Annotated in this window: 15 protein-coding genes; 13 read left to right on the top strand and 2 right to left on the bottom strand. The window is 73.0% G+C overall.

Features of this window, described 5'->3' with window-relative positions:
• The first annotated feature begins 34 nt into the window (after positions 1 to 34).
• From ACZ6RT_RS23165 to ACZ6RT_RS23180, 4 genes are all read left to right on the top strand, one after another.
• Entirely contained in the window at positions 35 to 991 is a 957-nt protein-coding gene (locus ACZ6RT_RS23165) for a D-alanine--D-alanine ligase family protein (protein ID WP_470155996.1), read from the top strand.
• Positions 988 to 2,367 (top strand): UDP-N-acetylmuramoyl-tripeptide--D-alanyl-D-alanine ligase, encoded by a 1,380-nt coding sequence (locus ACZ6RT_RS23170; RefSeq protein ID WP_470155998.1) that lies wholly within the window; start codon positions 988 to 990, stop codon positions 2,365 to 2,367. Before ACZ6RT_RS23165 ends, ACZ6RT_RS23170 begins: the two co-directional genes overlap by 4 nt.
• Before the next feature lie 210 nt (positions 2,368 to 2,577).
• Positions 2,578 to 3,270, top strand: a complete 693-nt coding sequence (locus ACZ6RT_RS23175; RefSeq protein WP_399191643.1) for an aspartate/glutamate racemase family protein — start codon at positions 2,578 to 2,580, stop codon at positions 3,268 to 3,270.
• 102 nt (positions 3,271 to 3,372) lie between these two features.
• Positions 3,373 to 4,227: a class I SAM-dependent methyltransferase gene (locus tag ACZ6RT_RS23180; RefSeq protein ID WP_470156000.1), complete on the top strand. Its 855-nt coding sequence runs from the start codon at positions 3,373 to 3,375 to the stop codon at positions 4,225 to 4,227.
• Between the two features lie 256 nt (positions 4,228 to 4,483).
• On the opposite strand, the gene ACZ6RT_RS23185 is transcribed toward ACZ6RT_RS23180, so the two are convergent.
• Entirely contained in the window at positions 4,484 to 5,173 is a 690-nt protein-coding gene (locus tag ACZ6RT_RS23185) for a DUF4097 family beta strand repeat-containing protein (protein ID WP_470156002.1), read from the bottom strand.
• A 222-nt stretch (positions 5,174 to 5,395) separates the two neighbouring features.
• On the opposite strand from ACZ6RT_RS23185, the gene ACZ6RT_RS23190 reads away from it, so the two are divergent.
• The gene (locus tag ACZ6RT_RS23190) at positions 5,396 to 6,130 is read left to right on the top strand and encodes a GbsR/MarR family transcriptional regulator (protein ID WP_399191637.1); all 735 of its coding nucleotides are present in this window, start codon (positions 5,396 to 5,398) and stop codon (positions 6,128 to 6,130) included.
• 117 nt (positions 6,131 to 6,247) lie between these two features.
• Here ACZ6RT_RS23190 and ACZ6RT_RS23195 read toward each other — a convergent pair whose 3' ends face one another.
• On the bottom strand, positions 6,248 to 6,595 hold the full coding sequence (locus ACZ6RT_RS23195) for a YciI family protein (protein ID WP_470156004.1): 348 nt from the start codon (positions 6,593 to 6,595) through the stop codon (positions 6,248 to 6,250).
• A gap of 437 nt (positions 6,596 to 7,032) precedes the next feature.
• On the opposite strand from ACZ6RT_RS23195, the gene ACZ6RT_RS23200 reads away from it, so the two are divergent.
• From ACZ6RT_RS23200 to ACZ6RT_RS23235, 8 genes are all read left to right on the top strand, one after another.
• Positions 7,033 to 11,502, top strand: coding sequence for a ThuA domain-containing protein (locus ACZ6RT_RS23200; RefSeq protein ID WP_470156006.1), 4,470 nt, complete (start codon positions 7,033 to 7,035; stop codon positions 11,500 to 11,502).
• Between the two features lie 461 nt (positions 11,503 to 11,963).
• On the top strand, positions 11,964 to 13,121 hold the full coding sequence (locus ACZ6RT_RS23205; RefSeq protein ID WP_470156008.1) for an inositol-3-phosphate synthase: 1,158 nt from the start codon (positions 11,964 to 11,966) through the stop codon (positions 13,119 to 13,121).
• Complete coding sequence (locus ACZ6RT_RS23210) at positions 13,121 to 14,005, top strand: SCO3242 family prenyltransferase (RefSeq protein WP_399191629.1); 885 nt, start codon at positions 13,121 to 13,123, stop codon at positions 14,003 to 14,005. Before ACZ6RT_RS23205 ends, ACZ6RT_RS23210 begins: the two co-directional genes overlap by 1 nt.
• Positions 14,002 to 14,919, top strand: a complete 918-nt coding sequence (locus tag ACZ6RT_RS23215) for a sugar phosphate isomerase/epimerase family protein (protein WP_470156010.1) — start codon at positions 14,002 to 14,004, stop codon at positions 14,917 to 14,919. Before ACZ6RT_RS23210 ends, ACZ6RT_RS23215 begins: the two co-directional genes overlap by 4 nt.
• Entirely contained in the window at positions 14,916 to 15,590 is a 675-nt protein-coding gene (locus ACZ6RT_RS23220; protein ID WP_470156012.1) for an EboA domain-containing protein, read from the top strand. The genes ACZ6RT_RS23215 and ACZ6RT_RS23220 overlap by 4 nt, the downstream gene beginning before the upstream one ends.
• Positions 15,590 to 16,444: a TatD family hydrolase gene (locus tag ACZ6RT_RS23225; protein WP_399191623.1), complete on the top strand. Its 855-nt coding sequence runs from the start codon at positions 15,590 to 15,592 to the stop codon at positions 16,442 to 16,444. The genes ACZ6RT_RS23220 and ACZ6RT_RS23225 overlap by 1 nt, the downstream gene beginning before the upstream one ends.
• The gene (gene eboE, locus ACZ6RT_RS23230) at positions 16,444 to 17,571 is read left to right on the top strand and encodes a metabolite traffic protein EboE (protein ID WP_399191621.1); all 1,128 of its coding nucleotides are present in this window, start codon (positions 16,444 to 16,446) and stop codon (positions 17,569 to 17,571) included. The genes ACZ6RT_RS23225 and eboE overlap by 1 nt, the downstream gene beginning before the upstream one ends.
• A complete protein-coding gene (locus tag ACZ6RT_RS23235; protein WP_470156015.1) occupies positions 17,568 to 18,944 on the top strand; it encodes a nucleotide pyrophosphatase/phosphodiesterase family protein in 1,377 nt (458 codons plus the stop codon). Before eboE ends, ACZ6RT_RS23235 begins: the two co-directional genes overlap by 4 nt.
• The last annotated feature ends 76 nt before the right edge of the window (positions 18,945 to 19,020 follow it).

Genomic DNA, 19,020 nt, shown 5'->3' on the forward strand with positions numbered 1-19,020 from the left:
GCTGTCTCGTACCACCGAGGAAGGCTGATCGATCGTGACCGAACGCGTGCGCGTGGCCGTGCTGGCGGGCGGGCCGTCCGCGGAGCATGAGGTGTCGCTCCAGTCGGCGCAGGCCGTGCTCAACGCCCTGCCCAGGGATCTGTACGAGCCCGTCGCCGTCATCATCGACCGGCAGGGCAGGTGGCCGGTGGAACTGCGGCGCGATCTGGCGGACGTGGTCTTCCCCGTGCTGCACGGGCCGTTCGGCGAGGACGGCGTCGTCCAGGGTCACCTGGAGACGCTGGGCATCCCGTACGTGGGCTGCGGCGTCATGGCCTCCGCCGTGGCCATGAACAAGGTCGCGATGCGGCGCGCGTTCCTGGCGGAGGACATCCCGATCACCCCGCACGTGTGGTTCACCGAGTACGAGTGGCGCACCACCACCGACCCCTGGGGGCTGGTGAAGTCGCTCGACTGGCCGATGTACGTCAAACCGGCCGGCATGGGCTCCTCCATCGGCATCTCACGTGTCACCTCCATGGAGGAGCTGCGCGCGGGCGTGGACCTGGCACTGGGTTACGACCGGATGGTCGTCGTCGAGCAGGGCGTGACCGCGCGCGAACTCGTCTGCGGCGTGCTCGGCGACCATGACACCCCGGACGCCTCGGTGCCCGGCGAGCTCATCGTGCCCGGCGACTGGCTCGACTACGAGGCCAAGTACCTCAGCCCGGCCGAGATCGCCACCATCCCCGCGGCGCTGCCGGAACGGGTGGCCGAGGACGTGCGCGAGCTGACCCTGCGCGCCTTCCGGGCGGTCGGTGGCTACGGCCTGTCCCGCGTCGACTTCCTCTACGAGCAGGACACGGGGCGCCTGTACGTGCTGGAGATCAACACCATGCCCGGCTTCACCTCCCGTTCCGTCTACGCCAGGGCGTGGGCCGCCAGCGGTGTTCCGTACCCGGACCTGCTGCGCCGTCTCGTCGACCTCGCGTTCGCCAGGAGCGGCTCATGATCCCCATGACGCTGGAGAGGATCGCGCGGGTCGTCGGCGCGCGCCTGCACGACGTGCCCGACCCGCGGGCGCAGGTGACGGCGCCCGCGGCGGCCGACTCCCGCGAGGTGGTGCCCGGCGGCCTGTTCGTCGCGACGGCGGGCGCCCGCGCCGACGGACACGACCACGCGGCCGGTGCCGTCGCGGGCGGCGCCGTGGCCGTGCTGGCGTCGAGGCCCGTCGGCGTGCCCGCCCTGGTGGTCGAGGACGTCCGGCTCGCGATCGGCCTGCTGGCCGGGCACCTGCTGGAGCACATCGGCCCGACCGTGATCGGCCTGACCGGCTCCGTGGGCAAGACCACGACCAAGGACCTGCTGGCCCAGGTGCTCGAACGGCACGCCGCGACGGTCGCCACCGACAGGTCGTTCAACAACGAGCTCGGGCTGCCGCTCACCGTGCTGCGTGCCGACGCCGCCACCCGGTACCTGGTGCTGGAGATGGGCGCGGGCCGCAAGGGCGACCTGACGTACCTGACCGGGATCGCACCGCCCCGGGTCGGGCTGGTCCTCAACGTCGGCACCGCCCACGTGGAGCGCATGGGAACCGGACCGGCCGACGTGGCCGAGGCCAAGGGCGAGCTGGTCGAGGCACTCCCGGCGGACGGGTTCGCGCTGCTCAACGCCGACGACCCGTACGTCATGGGCATGGCCGGCCGTACCGGGGCCCGGATCCTGTCGTTCGGCCGGTCGGCGCGGGCGCAGGTGCGGGCCGAGGCCGTGCGCACGACCGGCCGCGCGCGACCCGCGTTCGAGCTGGTGACGCCCTCCGGCCGCGCCCCGGTCGAGCTGGACCTCATCGGCGAGCACCAGGTGGGCAACGCCCTGGCCGCGGCCGCCGTCGCCACCGCGCTCGGCCTGGGCGTCACCGAGATCGCCGACGGGCTGACCGCGGCACGGCGCCGCTCCGCCGGCCGCCTGGAGATCGTCGAACGGCCCGACGGCGTCACGGTCGTCGACGACGCCTACAACGCCAGCCCCGAATCCATGCGGGCCGGGCTGCGGGCCGTGAAGGCCCTGGCCGGGACCCGCCGTACCGTCGCCGTGCTCGGCGCGATGGGGCAGCAGGCGGAGGCCTCCCGCGCCCGGCACGCGGAGATCGGCCGGCTCGTCGCCGACCTCGGCTTCGACGTGCTGATCGCGGTCGGAGCGGGGGACCCGCTCGCGACGGCGGAGGCGGCGCGGTCCTCGGACCGGGACGTGGCCGTCCACACCGTCCAGGACGTGGCCGACGCCCTCGCGCTGGCCACCGCGCTTCTCGAACCGGGAGACGTGGTGTTCGTCAAGGCCTCCAGCGAGATCGGGCTCGGCGCCTGCGCCCGCGCGCTGGCCCGCGGCTGACCGCCGGCGCGCCCGTCACCGAAGGACCGGGCGGATCGGGCACGTCCACGCCGGCGCACCGCCCGGCCGCACCCAGGCCGCACCGCCCGGCTGCACCGCCCGGCCGCACCGCACTTCCATGCCGGCGCACCACCCGGCCGTGCCAGGCCGCACCGCTGGCGGCACCGTCACCATCACCGGCACCGTCACACGTCATCGAAACGGGGTTCCATGCGCACCATCGGTCTCATCGGCGGGTTGAGCTGGGAATCGACGGTGGTCTACTACCAGATCATCAACCAGCGGGTACGAGAACGGCTCGGCGGCAGCCACTCCGCCAACAGCCTCATCTGGTCGGTCGACTACACGACCGTCGAGGACCTCATCTTCGCCGGCCGCTGGGACGAGGTGAGCACGCTGCTGGCCGACGCCGGCAGGAAACTGGAGGATCTCGGCGCCGAGGTCCTGCTCGTCTGCAGCAACACCTTCAGCCGGGTGAGCGACGACGTGGCGCGGGCCGCGAACGTGCCCGTGCTGCACATCGCCGACGCCGTGGGCGCAGAGGTCCGCGCCAGGGGGATGCGCAGGGTCGGCCTGCTGGGCACCCGCTTCACCATGGAGCAGTCCTTCTACCGGGACCGGCTGGCGGCCCACGGCTTCGACGTGGTCGTCCCCCGGCGCGAGCAGCGGGAACGGGTCCACCGCGTGATCTTCGACGAGCTGGTGCGCGGGGTGCTCCGGGAGTCCTCCAGGGACGCGTACGCCCGGATCATCGCCGAGCTCGCGGCCGACGGGGCCGAAGGCGTCGTCCTCGGCTGCACGGAGATCGAGCTCCTGATCACCGAGAAGGACACCGCCGTCCCGCTGCTGCCGAGCGCCCGGCTGCACGCGGAGGCGGCGGCCGGCTTCGCGCTGGCCGACTGATGCCCCCGGCCGCCTTCCTCTTCCCGATCATTTCTCATGGCGATCAAGTTGATCGGAAGTAATCGCTTTTCGCGATGGAGGACGGCTCCTAACGTGGTCCGCATGACAGTGACCGCCGACGGGTCGGCAGGAGCCCGAAGCCCCCGCCCCCTCACCGGGCAGGCCGGCCTGTTCGACTACGACGCCGAGCTGCGCCTGCACAACGAGCTCTTCCGCGCCGCCGCCCGCGTCGGCCCGCGCGACCGTGTGCTCGACATCGGCTGTGGTACGGGGCAGTCCACCCGCGAGGCCGCCCGCGCCGCCGCCACCGGAAGCGTGGTGGGCGTCGACCTCTCCGCACCGATGCTCGAACGGGCCCGCCGGCTCAGTGACGACGAGGGACTGACCAACATCACGCACCGGCGGGCGGACGCCCAGGTCCACCGCTTCCCACCGGCGCACTTCGACCTGTGCATCAGCAGGTTCGGGGCGATGTTCTTCACCGACCCGATCGCCGCGTACACCAACATCGGCCGGGCCCTGCGCCCCGGGGCGCGCCTCGTGCTGCTGGTCTGGCAGGGGCGCGACCGCAACGAATGGGCCTCCGCGATCCGGCGGAGCCTCACCGCGGCGACGGCCGCACCCGCCCCGCCCACCGGGGGGCCGGGCCCGTTCTCGCTCGCCGATCCGGCCGTCACGCGAGGCGTCCTGACGGCGGCGGGCTTCACGCGGATCGGCTTCACCGACGTGCACGAGCCCGTCTTCTACGGCCCGGACACCGCCACCGCCTTCGACAACGTGCTCCGCCTCAGGGAGTACGGGGACCTGCTCGCCGGCCTCGACACCGCGACGGCCGAGCAGGCGCGCACGCGGCTGCGCGCCACCCTCGCCGCCCACGACACCGGCAACGGTGTGTACTTCGACTCGCGTGCCTGGATCGTCACGGCCCGCCGTCACCGGTCACCGCACCCGGCCTGACCCGGACGGCCCTCACGACGGGCCCGGCGGACGTGCGAGCCGGAACCCGGCGCGGTTCCGACGCGGTCCCGGCACGGTCCCGGCACGGGGTCCCGGCGCCGGGAGCCGGTGGGCCCTCACCGGCGCCCTTCCCGGCGTGCCCGGCGCGTCGTGAGCCGCGCGGCCGGTTCGACGAGTCCTCGGGTCGTCTTCCGGAGGGCCTCGCCCGGGTCGTCTCGGCCCGGGTGAACGGGCCGGGGCGTCGCACCCGGGGTTCTCACAGGCTGCGGGCGGTGATGTCGCCGTGGGAGGTGGTGGCGTGGATGGTCAGGTCGGCGCCGTCGGCACTGCCGGTGCCGCCGGTGCCGGTGTTGGTGAGGGCGTTGTGGATGCGGCCGTAGGTGGTGCCGGCGTCGAGGGTGGCGGAGGCCCCGCGGGTGGCGCCGATGTGGATGTCGCCGGAGTCGGTGCGCAGGGTGAGGGTGCCGCGGGTGGCCTCGGTGATGTGCAGGTCGCCCTTGTGGGTGCTGATGTGGGCGGGGCCGTTCAGGCGGTCGACGGTGAGGTCGCCGGACTGCAGGGTGAGGCGGGCGGCGGTGGTCTCGTCGAGTTTGGCCGAGCCGTGGGCGCTGTCGAAGGTGACCTCGCCGAGTCGTCCGACGCCTCGCAGTTCGGCGCTGGCGGCCGTGGCCTTGATGTGGGAGCCGGCGGGCAGCTGGACGGTGACCTCGACGGCTCCGGAGGCGCCGAGGAGCTGGTTCTTGGCCTGCGGTGCGGTGATGTGCAGGACGCCGTCGTTGTAGGTGATCTCGGTCTGCTGGGCCGCCTTGACGTCGCGGTTCTTGGTGGTGTCGGCGGGCCGGACCTCGACGGCGGTGTCGGTGCGGTCGGCGGCGATGAGGTGGATGCGGCCGGCGGGGATGTCCAGGACGGCGGTCACGGGGGTGGGGGTGTCGAACTTCTGCATGGTGCCGTCCTTCGGCTCGTTGTTTCTGATGAGTGAAACACTACGTTGCATTTCTGGATACGGCAACATGCGAGTTGCGTATGAGAGGCGTAAGTCCAGTTCGACAACATGAAAATGTTGCAATGGGTATGCATCTAATGCAATAGCCGTCATCCTGCTCGTTGCAATAGGGGAAGGATGAACGCTATGGTGGGGACACCACGGACCACGAAGGAGACCGCGATGCCGGGAGGCAGACTCACCCAGCAGGACCGCCAGCAGATCGCGCTGGGACTGGCCGACGGTCTGGCCTACGCGGAGATCGCCAGAGGTCTCGACCGTCCGACCTCGACGATCACGCGTGAGGTGATGCGCAACGGCGGCCCCACCGCCTACCGTGCCGACCTGGCCCACCGCGCCACCGAACACCGCAGCCACCGCCGCAGGCGCACCGCCCCCCGGGACCCGGGCGCGTCCCCGGAAGGCCACGGACGCGACAACGAGGCCGTGCGGGAGTACGAGGAGGTGTTCGCCACCGTCTTCATGCAGTCGGGCCTGCCCAAGATGACGGCCCGGGTGCTGAGCAGCCTCTACGCCACCGACACCGGCAGCCTCACCGCCTCCGAGCTCGCCGGGCGCCTCCAGATCAGCCTGGCGTCCGTCTCCAAGGCGATCACGTTCCTCGAGAGCCAGGGCCTCATCCGCCGGGAACGCGACGAACGCCGCCGCGAGCGCTACATCGTCGACGACGACGTCCTGTACCAGTCGACGATGGCCAGTGCCCGCGCCACCGCCCACCTCGGCGAGGTCGCCCGGCAGGGCGTCGGCATCCTCGGTCCCGGCACCCCGGCCGCCGCCCGCCTGGAGAACATCGCCCGCTTCGTCGACTTCGTCTCCGAGAGCATCGCCCGCGCCGCGGACCAGGCCCGCGAGATCCTCCACGCGAAACCCGGGACGACCCCGGACGGCGCCACCTGAGCAGCGAACCCGCCTGACCGTCGACTCACTCCCATCGTCATGCGGAAGGGTGAGGCGTCCCGGTCCAGGAGATTCAAGCGTCCCGGAATCCGAGGGCTCCGGCCGGCCCCGGCCGGGTCAGGAGGGTGACTCCCGGACGGGGCGGATCTCGATGCCCGCTCCCAAGGGGCAGTGACGTGCGATCTCCTCGGCCTCGTCCAGGTCCGCGCATCCTATGAGGTGGTGACCCGCCGGCTCCTGTCTCAGGGGCACGAACGGCCCGTCGGCCACGACCGGTTTCCGCCCCGACGGGCGGAGCGACCTGGCCTCCTTCGCCGGTTCAAGGGCCTCTCCTGAGAACGCGGTGCCCCGTTCCCGCAGGTACCGGGCGAATGCCTCATGCTCGGCCAGTGCCGCTCCCGTCTCTTCCTGCGAGATCGAGTCCCCGTGGTTCTCGGGATCGAACAGCAGCAGCGCGAACTTCATCGTCGTCCTCTTCGTGTTCGACGAGTGAGAAACATATCCCGTCCGACCGGCCGCTCGTTTCCACCGGAGCCGCCGACGCCGGTGCCCCGCACGAGGAAGCCACTCGACGCGCTGATTCGCCGGTTTATCATCATTCGTCCTATTCGACGGCTTTTACGTGTCTTGGCGGCCTTCCGTCGCCTGTCCCTTTTTCAGAACGCGTCACGCCCCTCGGCGACGACCGGGACGGCGAGCCGGTCGGGTCATTACGCCCCCTGTCAGGCGGTTTCTTTGCTTTGCATGACATGTGAGGGTTTCTGTCTGGCTAGCTATGTATTTGATGACCGGACTTTTATTGACAGTCGACATAAGTCCGATCTACCGTCGCGAAACATACGTGACATACGTCCCGTTCCGTGCCGGGACGTGTTGCTCCACCAACCGAAGGGATACCCGCCATGCCCCCCAGGCGGAGATCAACCCACCCTCGCCGGAGGATCGCGCAGCTCTGCGCCGTGATCCTGGCCTTCACCGGAGCGGCCGTGCTCAGCGCGCCCCTGCCCGCGCAGGCGGTCGCGGTGATCGACCCGGCCGACTACCAGCGGGTGGAACTGGCCAAGGGCGCCGCCGAGATGGGCGAGCCCATGACCATGGCCGTGCTGCCCGACCGCTCGGTGCTGCACACGGCGCGTGACGGCAACCTGCGCCGTACCAGCGCGACCGGAGCGACGACCGTCGTCGGCACGCTGCCCGTCTACACCCACGACGAGGAGGGTCTGCAGGGCGTCGCCGCCGACCCCGGGTTCGCCACGAACAGGACGATCTACCTGTACTACGCGCCGAAGCTGAGCACCCCGGCGGGTGACGCCCCGGCCACCGGCACCGACTGGACGGCGTGGAAGGGCGTCAACCGGCTGTCGCGCTTCACCGTCAAGGCCGACTGGACGCTCGATGTCGCGAGCGAGAGAACGGTGCTGGAGGTGGCGGCCGACCGCGGCATGTGCTGCCACGTCGGCGGCGACATGGACTTCGACGCCCAGGGCAACCTCTACCTGTCCACCGGCGACGACACCAACCCCTTCGACTCGGCCGGGTACGCGCCCATCGACGAGCGCACCGCCCGCAACCCCGTCTACGACGCCCAGCGCACCTCCGCCAACACCAACGACCTGCGCGGCAAGATCCTGCGCATCAAGGTGGACCCGGCCACCGGCGCCTACACCGTCCCCTCGGGCAACCTGTTCGCGCCCGGCACGGCGGGCACCCGGCCCGAGATCTACGCGATGGGCTTCCGCAACCCGTTCCGGCTCAGCGTCGACAAGGCCACCGGCGTCGTCTACGTCGGCGACTACGGCCCCGACGCGGGCAGCACCGACGCCGCCCGCGGGCCCAGCGGCCAGGTCGAGTTCAACCGGGTGACCGGGCCGGGCAACTACGGGTGGCCGTACTGCACCGGGACCAACACCCTGGCCGAGACCTACGGCGAGTACACCTTCCCCTCGGGCCCCGCGGGTGCGAAGTACGACTGTGCCGCCGGTGGCCCGGTCAACAACTCCTTCCGCAACACCGGCCTGTCGAAGCTGCCGCCCGCCAAGCCCGCCTGGATCAGGTACGGCGGCGACGCCGGTTCCCCGCCGGAGTTCGGCGGCGGCTCCGAGTCGCCCATGGGCGGCCCCGTCTACCGCTACGACGCCGCGCTGAACTCCACCGTCAAGTTCCCCCGGGAGCTCGACGGCCACTTCTTCGCCGGTGAGTTCGGCCGCAGGTGGATCAAGGCGATCGAGGTGGGCGCCGACGGCTCACGCGGCGCCATCGCGGGCTTCCCGTGGACCGGCACCCAGGTGATGGACCTGGCCTTCGGCCCCGACGGCGCGCTCTACGTGCTCGACTACGGCTCCGGCTACTTCGGCGGCGACGCCAACTCCGCGCTCTACCGCGTCGAGTACATCAAGGGCGTGAACCGCGCACCCGTCGCGGTGGCCAAGGCCGACAGGAGCTCGGGCAAGAGCCCGCTGACCGTCACCTTCTCCTCGGCCGGTTCCGCCGACCCCGACGGGCAGGCCATCACCTACTCCTGGGCCTTCGGCGACGGCACCACCTCCACCGCCGCCAACCCCGTCAAGACGTACACGGCCGACGGTGACTACACCGCCACGCTCACCGTGCGCGACCCCCAGGGCGCCACCGGCACCGCGAGCGTGCCCATCACGGTCGGCAACACCGCGCCCACCGTCGTCATCGAGAGGCCACGCCGGGGCCAGCTGTTCCAGTGGGGCGACACCGTGCCGTTCACCGTCAAGGTGACCGACCCCGAGGACGGCACCGTCGACTGCGCGAAGGTCAAGATGACCTACGTGCTGGGCCACGACACCCACGGCCACCAGATCACCTCCAAGAACGGCTGCTCGGGCGAGCTGACCATCCCGGCCGACGGGGAGCACGACGACGCGGCCAACATCTTCGCGGTCTTCGACGCCGAGTACACCGACCGGGGCGGCCTGACCACCCACACCCAGCACGTCCTGCAGCCCAGGAAGCGCCAGGCCGAGCACTACGCGACCATGTCCGGCGTCTCGCCCATCACCAAGACGGCCGCGCACGGCGGCAGGACCGTGGGCGACGTCCACAACGGCGACTGGATCTCCTTCAAGGGCTACGACCTGGCCGGGACCACGAGGATCGACGCGAGGGTCTCCTCGGCGGGCGCCGGAGGCTCCATCCAGGTCCGCGCGGGCTCGGCGACCGGCACCCTCCTGGGTACGGCGACCGTGGCGCCGACCGGCGGCTGGGAGACCTTCGTGAACGTCTCGGCACCGCTGGCCGGGGCACCGGCCGGGCCGACCGACCTCACGCTGGTCTTCACCGGCGGCGCGGGAGCGCTGTTCGACGTGGACGACTTCACCCTCACCGGAGGGGGCACCACCGGACCGGCCGCAGGGCGGATCACCGGCGCCGACGGCAGGTGCGTCGACGTCGCGGGCGGCCTGAGCACCGACGGCACCAAGGTACAGCTGTACACCTGCAACGACACCGGTGCGCAGAACTGGGCCAGGGAGGGCTCCACCCTCAGGGCGCTCGGCAAGTGCATGGACGTCGCGGGCGGCGTCGCCACCGACGGCACCAGGGTGCAGATCTACACCTGCAACGACACCGGTGCGCAGAACTGGGCCAGGGAGGGCTCCACCCTCAGGGCGCTCGGCAAGTGCCTCGACGGCACCGACGCCGCGCAACTCGTCATCAGGACCTGCAACGGAAGCGCCGCGCAGAACTGGACGCTGCCCGGCGGGACGGGCCCCGGCCCCGGCCCGGATCCCGGCCCCGGGACGGGCAGCGGGGACGTCCTCGTCTTCTCCCGTACGGTGGGCTTCAGGCACGACTCGATCCCCGCGGGCATCCAGGCCATCAGGGATCTGGGCTTCACCGTCACCGCCACCGAGGACCCGACGGCCTTCACCACGGCCAACCTGGCGAAGTACAAGGCCGTCGTCTTCCTCAGCACCACCGGGGACGTGCTCAACGCCGCCCAGCAGGCCGCCTTCGAGTCCTACATCAGGGCCGGCGGCGGCTACGCCGGCATCCACGCGGCCTCCGACACCGAGTACGACTGGCCCTGGTACGGCAACCTGGTCGGCGCCTGGTTCGCCTCCCACCCCGCGGTCCAGCAGGCCACCGTCAAGGTGCAGGACCGGGCCCACCCGTCCACCGCCCACCTCGGCCCCACCTGGACCCGTACCGACGAGTGGTACGACTACCGCACCAACGCCCGCACCGGAGCCCGCGTGCTGGCGACCCTGGACGAGTCCACCTACTCGGGCGGCGGCATGGGCGCCGACCACCCCATCGCCTGGTGCAAGGCGTTCGACGGAGGACGGTCCTTCTACACCGGCGGCGGGCACACCGCCGCCTCCTTCGCCGAGCCCGCGTTCCGGCAGCACCTGCTGGGCGGGATCGAGTACGCCACCGGCAAGGCCAAGGCCGACTGCCGCGCGGAGAACGGCTACACGCCGATCTACGACGGTTCGGTCACCGGCTGGGAGCAGGCCGGGCCGGGGAGCTTCGCCAACGCCGACGCCACCCTGACCTCGCAGGGCGGTATGGGCCTGTTCTGGTACAGGGCGAAGGAGTACCGCTCCTACTCGCTGAAGCTGGACTGGAGGATGGCCGGGGACGACAACTCCGGCGTCTTCATCGGCTTCCCCGCCTCCACCGACCCCAACTCGGCGGTCGCGAACGGCTACGAGATCCAGATCGACGCCACCGACACCGCCGACAGGACCACCGGTTCGGTCTACGGCTTCAAGTCCGCCGACGTGGCGGCCAGGGACGCCGCGCTCAACCCGCCGGGACGGTGGAACACCTACGAGCTGCTGGTCGAGGGGGAGAGGCTGCAGGTCTTCCTCAACGGCGTGAAGATCAACGACTTCACCAACACCGATCCGGCCCGCTCGCTCCAGCAGGGGCACGTGGGCATCCAGAACCACGGCGCCGGGGACGACGTCTCCTTCCGCAACATCAGGATCAAGGAGCTCGGTTCGGCCGGGGGTGACACGACCGTCCAGGCGGAGAACTGGTCGCAGGCCAGCGGCGTGCAGACCTATCCGCACACCCCCGCGCACGGCGGCACCGTGCTCGGCTACGTCAACCCCGGCGACTGGGCCGCCTACGACGGGGTGAACCTGACCGGCGTCACCGGCTTCCGGGCCAGGGTCGCCTCACCCACCCCGACCGGCGGTTTCCAGATCCGTACCGGCTCGCCCACCGGTCCGCTGCTCGGCAGCGTCACCGTGCCGGCGACCGCCGGGTGGGAGACCTACACCGACGTCTCCACCGCGCTCAGCGGGGTCCCCTCCGGCACCGCCCGGCTCTACCTGGTCTTCACCGGGGCGGACTTCGACGTGGACGACTTCACCCTCGTCCGCGCGCCGTAGGGGAGCGGGGTCGCGCGTCATAGGAGCCGTGTCTGAAACATGAGGGACCGTCCGCCGCCCGCGGCGGGTGACGGACGGACCCTCACCCCGCTCCGCCGACGAACCCCGGGCGGGCGCGAGGACCGGATCTCCGGGGCCGGACGGGCCGGACGTCCCGGGACGGGGTTTCCGGCCGCCTCCCCTGACCGGGCCTCCTTACCTCGCACCGCCCTGACTGAAAAATATGTTCCTGAAACATATATCCGTAATATCCGCGCAAAGTACGATTCATTGCACAGGCGGGTCGAGCCTCCCGGCCCGGCCCGCCGCGGAGTCGTCTCCTCCGCCCAGCGACCACGTATGCCCGCCGTGACATCCCCCGGGCCGGACGGCCGGAACGGTGATGTCGACGGCACCGCCCGGCCCCGGCCGGGCGGACGAGAACCGTCATCCCCAGGAGCCGACTCACCACAGGAGGTCAGATGCGCACGGGAGTGTGGCTGGTAGGAGCCCGAGGCTCCGTCGCCGTCACGAGCGTGATCGGAGCGCTCGCGGTACGCGCCGGTCTCGCCCCGCCGACGGGTTGCGTCACGGAACTCCCCGAGTTCCGCGACGCCGGGCTGCCGGGTCTGGGAGACCTGGTCTTCGGCGGGCACGACATCGTCGCGACCCCGCTGGAGAAGAAGGCCGCCGCGCTGGCCGGGGCCGGGATCGTACCGGTCAGGCTGGTGCAGGCGCTGCACGACGAGCTCGCGCGGGTCGAGGAGGACCTCCGGCAGGTGCCGCTCGCCGCGAACGCCGGGAACCAGGCCGCGGCCGCGGAGCTGATCGGCGCCGACATCACCGAGTTCCGGCTGCGGCACGGCCTGGAGCGGGTCGTCGTCGTCAACGTCTCGACCACCGAGCCGGCCCCCGCGCCCCACCCGGCCCACGCCGACCTGGAGCTGCTGGAGGCCGGGCTGGCGAGCTCGCGGGACCTGCTGCCGCCCAGCGCCCTGACCGCGTACGCCGCCTTCCGCGCGGGCTGCCCGTACGTGGACTTCACCCCCTCGACGGGCGCCAGGCTGCCCGCCCTGGACCGGCTCGCCGGCCTGCTGGGGCTGCCGTACGCGGGCCACGACGGCAAGACCGGCGAGACGCTCGTCAAGTCGGTGCTCGCCCCGATGTTCGCCCAGCGCAACCTGCGGGTCCGCACCTGGTCGGGGATGAACCTCCTGGGCGGGGGAGACGGCGCCAGCCTCGCCGACCCCGCCGCCAACGCCGCCAAGGCCGCCAGCAAGCAGCGGGTGCTGGGCGAGACGCTCGGCTACACCCCGCAGGGCGAGACCCGCATCGAGTACGTGGAGGACATCGGCGACTTCAAGACCGCCTGGGACCTCGTCACCTTCGAGGGCTTCCTGGGCACGCCCATGCGCATGGAGTTCACCTGGCACGGCTGCGACTCCGCCCTGGCCGCGCCCCTGGTGCTGGACCTGGCCAGGCTCACGGCGGCGGCGCACCGCCACGGCCGCACCGGGCCGCTGGGCGAGCTGGCCTTCTTCTTCAAGGACCCGCTCGGGCAGGTGCCGCACGCGCTGGCCGACCAGTGGGGGACGCTCCGCGCGTTCGCCGCCACCCTCGGCGGACGGGAACCGGCCTGATGACGTCGGTGCGCGACCTCGCGGAACTCGTGCGCGCCCCGGCCGCCCTGTCGGTACCCGGTGACGTCGCCGCCGGGGCCGCCGCGGGGCAGGTGCTCGGCGGACGCACCCTCGGCCTGGCCTGCTCCTCGGTCTGCCTGTACTGGGCGGGAATGGCCGCCAACGACTGGGCCGACCGCCACCTGGACGCGGTGGAACGCCCGGAGCGGCCCATCCCCTCCGGCCGCGTGTCGCCCGGCACCGCGCTCGGGATCGCCGCGGGACTCACCGCCGCCGGTCTGGCGGTGGCCGGGCTCTCCGGCGGTCGCCGGGCCCTGGCGGTCGCCGTCCCGCTCGCCGCCGCCGTCTGGTCCTACGACCTGATGGCCAAGAACACGGCGGCGGGACCGCCCGCGATGGCGCTCTGCCGCGGCCTCGACGTGCTGCTGGGCGCCACCCCGGGGCGGAGCCTCGCCAAGGCGCTGCCCCCGGCCCTCACCGTCGCCGCCCACACCTACCTGCTCACCGCGCTGTCGCGCGCCGAGGTCTCCGGCTCCGGCCGCGGCCTGCCCGCGGCGACCCTCGCCGGCACCGCCGCGCTCGCCGTGGCCACCGCCCTGGGACGGGGCGAGGCCGCGCACGGGCCGCGGGCCGCGCGGGTGGTGCGGGCCGTGCGGGCCGGGCTCACCGGCTGGTACGCCGCCGGGTTCGGCCTGTCCCAGGCCCGGGCGGTCGCCGAGCCGTCGGCCTCCCGGCTGAGGACCGCCGTCGGCACCGGCATCGTCGCGCTGCCCGCCCTGCAGGGCGCGCTCGTCGCCCGCGGCGGCGCCACCCGGGAGGGCCTCGCGGTCGCGGCGGCCGTCCCGCTGGGCCGGGCCCTGGCCAGGAAGGTGTCACCCACGTGAGCCCCGGCGGCACGAGCGCGATCCCGGACGCGAGCCCGGACGGGGGTCCGGGCGGGGGTCCGGGCGGGACCGGCGGGGGGACGAGGTTCGGCTACGGCACCAACGGGTTCGCCAACCACCGGCTGGCCGACGCGCTGCGGGTCATCGCCGACCTCGGCTACCAGGGGGTCGCCCTCACCCTCGACCACGACCACCTGGACCCGTACCGGGAGGGGCTGGCCCGCAGGGTCGCGGCCGTCTCCGACCTGCTGCGCGACCTCGGCCTCGGCGTGGTCGTCGAGACCGGCGCCCGCTACCTGCTGGACCCCTGGCACAAACACGCCCCCACGCTGCTGCACGACGAGCGGGAGGCGCGCCTGGACTTCCTGGGCCGGGCGGTGGCCGTGGGCGCCGACCTGGGAGCCGAGGCGGTGTCGTTCTGGGCGGGCGTGCGCCCGGAGACGGTCGGCGAGGCCACGGCCTGGGCCAGGCTCGTCGACGGCTGCGCCCGCGTCACCGAGAAGGCCGCCGCCGCCGGCGTGCCGCTGGGCTTCGAGCCCGAGCCCGGCATGCTCGTCGAGACGATCGCCGACTGGCGCAGGCTCCACGCCGACCTCGGCGAACCGGCCGGGTTCGGCATCACGCTGGACATCGGCCACTGTCGCTGCCTCGAACCCGACCCGGTCCCCGACTGCGTCAGGGCCGTCGCCCCCCACCTGGTCAACGTGCAGATCGACGACATGCGCCGCGGCGTGCACGAGCACCTGGAGTTCGGCGAGGGGGAGATCGACTTCCCTCCCGTGCTGCGCGCCCTGGCCGGATGCGGCTACCGGGGCCTGGTCGCGGTCGAACTGCCCCGCCACTCGCACGCCGCGCCGCAGGTGGCCGCCCGGTCCCTGGACTTCCTGCGCGCCGCCGAAGGGACGAACGCATGACCCCGCCACCCGCCCCCGGGACGGACGACCTGCTGGCGGCGCTCGGCCAGGAATGGCTGGCCGAGGCCCGGCGCGGCGTCGCCGCCGAGCCCGGGACCCTCGCGCGGCACTTCGCCTCCGCCGGGCGCCGCGCCGGACGGGCGCCGCTGCCGGACGTGCCCGGCTGGAGGGCCGACGAGGCCGCCAGGGCCGTCCTGCTCGCCGCGCTCCCGCCGGACGCGGCGGCCGGGCAGGTCGCCGACCTGTACCGCTACGGCGACGCCGACGAGAAGCGCGCCGTGCTCAAGGCACTGCCGCTGCTGCCCGTCGGCGCCGAGGCGGTGCCGCTCCTGCACGACGCGATCCGCACCAACGACCCCCGCCTGGTGGCCGCGGCGCTCGGCCCGTACGCCCGTCACCTCGACCAGGCCGCCTGGCGGCAGGCGGTGCTCAAGTGCGTGTTCATGGGCGTGCCGCTGGCCGCCGTGGACCGGCTGGAGGAACGCGCCGACGCCGAGCTGGCCGGGATGCTGGCCGCGTTCGCCGAGGAACGCGCCGCGGCCGGCCGGCACACCCCCGACGACGCGACCGCACTGCTCGACCACCTGACCGGCGGGACGCCCGACCCCCCGACCGGCGATCCGGCCGGTGACCCGACCGGCGATCCGGCCGGCGAGAAGAAGGAGGCCTGATGCGGATCTTCGACCCGCACATCCACATGACGTCGCGCACCACCGACGACTACGCCAGGATGGCCGCCGCCGGGGTGCTCGCCGTCGTGGAACCCGCCTTCTGGCTGGGCCAGCCGCGCACCAACCCCGGCTCGTTCACCGACTACTTCGACTCGCTGATCGGCTGGGAGCCCTACCGCGCCGGCCAGTTCGGCATCCTGCACCACGCCACCATCGCGCTCAACCCCAAGGAGGCCGGGGACCCGCGCTGCCGGCCCGTGCTCGACCTGCTGCCCCGCTACCTGGACAAGGACCGCGTCGTCGCGGTCGGCGAGATCGGCTACGACTCGATGACCCCCGAGGAGGACGACGCCTTCGAGCGCCAGCTCGCGATGGCCGTCGACCACGGGCTGCCCGCGCTCGTGCACACCCCGCACCGCGACAAGGCCGCCGGCACCCGGCGCACCCTCGACGTCGTCGCCGCGTCCGGCATCGACCCCGGACGGGTCGCCGTCGACCACCTCAACGAGGTCACCGCCGGGATCGTGCACGACTCGGGCTGCTGGATGGGCTTCTCCATCTACCCCGAGACCAAGATGTCGCCGCCCCGCATGGTGGAGATCCTGCGCGAGCACGGCCTGGAGCGGGTGCTGGTCAACTCCGCGGCCGACTGGGGCGTGTCCGACCCGCTGCTCACCCTGGAGACCGGCAGGGCGATGCTGGAGGCCGGGTTCGGCGAGGACGACGTCGACCGGGTGCTGTGGCGCAACCCCGTGGAGTTCTACGGCCAGTCCGGGCGCCTGGACCTGTCCGAGGTCGCCGGGGCGGGGGAGCCCACGTTCGAGGGCAGCTCCATCAAGCGCGGAGGGTCGTGATGCGGCTGCGTCACCCCGGCGGGCGGACGCTGCACCTGAGCTACTGCACCAACGTGCACCCGGCCGAGGACCTCGGCGGCATCGTCGGGCAGCTCGACACGTACGCGGTGCCGATCCGCGCCCGCCTCGGCGCCGAGACGCTCGGGCTCGGGCTCTGGCTGGCCGCGCCCGTCGCCGCCGCGCTCGCCGCCGACCCCGCGCTGCTGGCCGGGTTCCGCCGCGAGCTGGACGCGCGGGAGCTGGAGGTCGTGACGCTCAACGGCTTCCCCTACCGCGCCTTCCAGGACCCGGTGGTCAAGCACGCGGTCTACCACCCCGACTGGACGACCCCCGAACGGCTCGCCTACACCCTCGACCTGGCGCGCGTCCTGGCCGCCCTGCTGCCCGACGACGCCGCCAGGGGATCGATCTCCACGCTCCCGCTCGCCTGGCGCACCCCCTGGGACCGGGACATGGCCGGCCTCGCCGGGCGCAGGCTCGACGAGCTCGCCACCGGGCTGGCCGCCGTCGAGTCCGACACCGGCCGCCTGATCCGGGTGGCGTTCGAACCCGAGCCCGGCTGCGTGGTGGAGACCACCGACCAGGCCGTGCGCGCCCTGTCCGGCGCCGACACCGGGCGGCTCGGCGTCTGCCTGGACCTCGCCCACCTGGCGTGCGCCTGGGAGAAGCCCGCCGACGCGCTGCGCCGGTACGCCGAGGCGGGCCTGCCCGTCGTCAAGGTGCAGGTCTCCGCCGCCCTGGAGAGCGACGACCCCGAGGCCCTGCGCGAGTACGCCGAGCCGCGCTTCCTGCACCAGACCCGCAACGCGGCCGGCGACGACGCCGACGACCTCGACGAGGCGTTCGAGCGGGGACTGCCCGGACCCTGGCGGGTCCACTACCACGTACCGCTGCACGTCGCACCGCAGGCGCCGCTCGCCACCACCGTGCCGGTGCTGCGCGAGGCCCTCGCGGAGCTGGTCGGCGGCCCCGAGCCGCTCTGCGACCACTTCGACGTGGAGACCTACACCTGGGGCGTGCTGCCACCGGCGCTGCGCCCGCAGACGCCCGGCCGGCTCGCCGCGGGCATCGCCGACGAGCTGGACTTCGCCCGTGCCGAGATGCGCGACCTGGGAGTGAGAGCATGACATCGTTGCTGGTCCTGGACGTGGTGGGCCTGACCCCGAGGTTGCTGGCGCACATGCCGAGACTGCGCGCCGTCGCCGACGGCGGCTTCCAGGCCGAGCTCGGCACCGTGCTGCCCGCCGTCACCTGCTCGGTCCAGTCGACCTTCCTCACCGGCGTCGAGCCCTCCGGGCACGGCGTCGTCGGCAACGGCTGGTACTTCCGCGAGCTCGGCGAGGTCCTCCTGTGGCGCCAGCACAACGCGCTGGTCGGCGGGGACAAGCTGTGGCACGCCGCCCGCCGCGAGCGGCCCGGTTTCACCGTGGCCAACGTCTGCTGGTGGTACGCCATGGGCGCCGACGTCGACTGGACGGTCACCCCCCGGCCCATCTACCGCGCCGACGGGCGCAAGGACCCCGACTGCTACACCTACCCGCCCGGCCTGCACGAGGAGCTCACCGCCACGCTGGGCCCCTTCCCCCTGTTCACCTACTGGGGCCCGGGGGCGGGCATCGCCTCGTCCACCTGGATCTGCCGCGCCACCGAGCAGATCATGAGGGACCACGACCCCGACCTGACCCTGGCGTACGTGCCGCACCTGGACTACGACCTGCAGCGGTTCGGCCCGTCCGACCCGCGCTCGGCCGCCGCGGCCTCCGAGCTCGACACCGTGCTGGCCCCCCTGCTGGACGCCGCCGCCGCGCGCGGGACCACCGTGGTGGCCCTGTCGGAGTACGGCATCACCGACGTCTCCCGCCCGGTCGACGTCAACCGGCTGCTGCGCACCGAGGGACTGCTGAAGGTCTACACCCAGGACGGCATGGAGTACCTCGACCCCTGGACCTCGCGCGCGTTCGCCGTCGCCGACCACCAGGTGGCCCACGTCTACGTCGCCGACCCGGCCGACGTCCCGGCCGTCGCCAAGCTCTGCGCCGGCCTGCCCGGGGTCGCCGAGGTGCTCGACGAGGAGGGCAAGGCCGAAAGCGGCCTCGCGCACCCCCGCGCCGGAGAGCTGGTCCTCGTCTCCGAGCCCGACGCCTGGTTCACCTACTACTACTGGCTCGACGACACCCGCGCCCCCGACTTCGCCAACCTGGTCGAGATCCACCGCAAGCCCGGCTACGACCCCGCCGAGCTGTTCTTCGACCCCGCGGCCCCCGGAGCCGCCAAGCGCCGCGCCGCCCTGGCGCTGCTGCGCAAGAAGACCGGCATGCGCTACACGATGAACGTCGTCGGCCTCGACGCGGGCGCCCGCGCCGTGCGGGGCTCGCACGGCCGCCTGCCCGACGGCCCGCTCGACGGGCCGGTGCTGCTCTGCTCCGACCCGTCCGCGGCCAGGGATCGGATCGCCGCCACCGAGGTCAAGGACCTGCTGCTCGGGTTGTCCCTGCGCTGACCGGGCCCGTGCCCCACCCCGGCCGGCCGGGGTGGGGCCGGTCGCCGGGGGCATCCGCGGCGGTCAGGTGGGGGAG

The sequence above is a fragment of the Streptosporangium sp. NPDC050148 genome (assembly GCF_055586505.1).

Bases quoted from the DNA above. Each gene is read 5' to 3' on its own strand.
- ACZ6RT_RS23190 (WP_399191637.1), top strand. From the start codon at position 5,396: ATGCCGGGAGGCAGACTCACCCAGCAGGACCGCCAGCAGATCGCGCTG.
- ACZ6RT_RS23185 (WP_470156002.1), bottom strand. From the start codon at position 5,173: ATGCAGAAGTTCGACACCCCCACCCCCGTGACCGCCGTCCTGGACATC.
- ACZ6RT_RS23200 (WP_470156006.1), top strand. From the start codon at position 7,033: ATGCCCCCCAGGCGGAGATCAACCCACCCTCGCCGGAGGATCGCGCAG.
- eboE (WP_399191621.1), top strand. From the start codon at position 16,444: ATGCGGCTGCGTCACCCCGGCGGGCGGACGCTGCACCTGAGCTACTGC.
- ACZ6RT_RS23225 (WP_399191623.1), top strand. From the start codon at position 15,590: ATGCGGATCTTCGACCCGCACATCCACATGACGTCGCGCACCACCGAC.
- ACZ6RT_RS23170 (WP_470155998.1), top strand. From the start codon at position 988: ATGATCCCCATGACGCTGGAGAGGATCGCGCGGGTCGTCGGCGCGCGC.
- ACZ6RT_RS23180 (WP_470156000.1), top strand. From the start codon at position 3,373: ATGACAGTGACCGCCGACGGGTCGGCAGGAGCCCGAAGCCCCCGCCCC.
- ACZ6RT_RS23195 (WP_470156004.1), bottom strand. From the start codon at position 6,595: ATGAAGTTCGCGCTGCTGCTGTTCGATCCCGAGAACCACGGGGACTCG.
- ACZ6RT_RS23220 (WP_470156012.1), top strand. From the start codon at position 14,916: ATGACCCCGCCACCCGCCCCCGGGACGGACGACCTGCTGGCGGCGCTC.
- ACZ6RT_RS23210 (WP_399191629.1), top strand. From the start codon at position 13,121: ATGACGTCGGTGCGCGACCTCGCGGAACTCGTGCGCGCCCCGGCCGCC.
- ACZ6RT_RS23175 (WP_399191643.1), top strand. From the start codon at position 2,578: ATGCGCACCATCGGTCTCATCGGCGGGTTGAGCTGGGAATCGACGGTG.
- ACZ6RT_RS23235 (WP_470156015.1), top strand. From the start codon at position 17,568: ATGACATCGTTGCTGGTCCTGGACGTGGTGGGCCTGACCCCGAGGTTG.
- ACZ6RT_RS23205 (WP_470156008.1), top strand. From the start codon at position 11,964: ATGCGCACGGGAGTGTGGCTGGTAGGAGCCCGAGGCTCCGTCGCCGTC.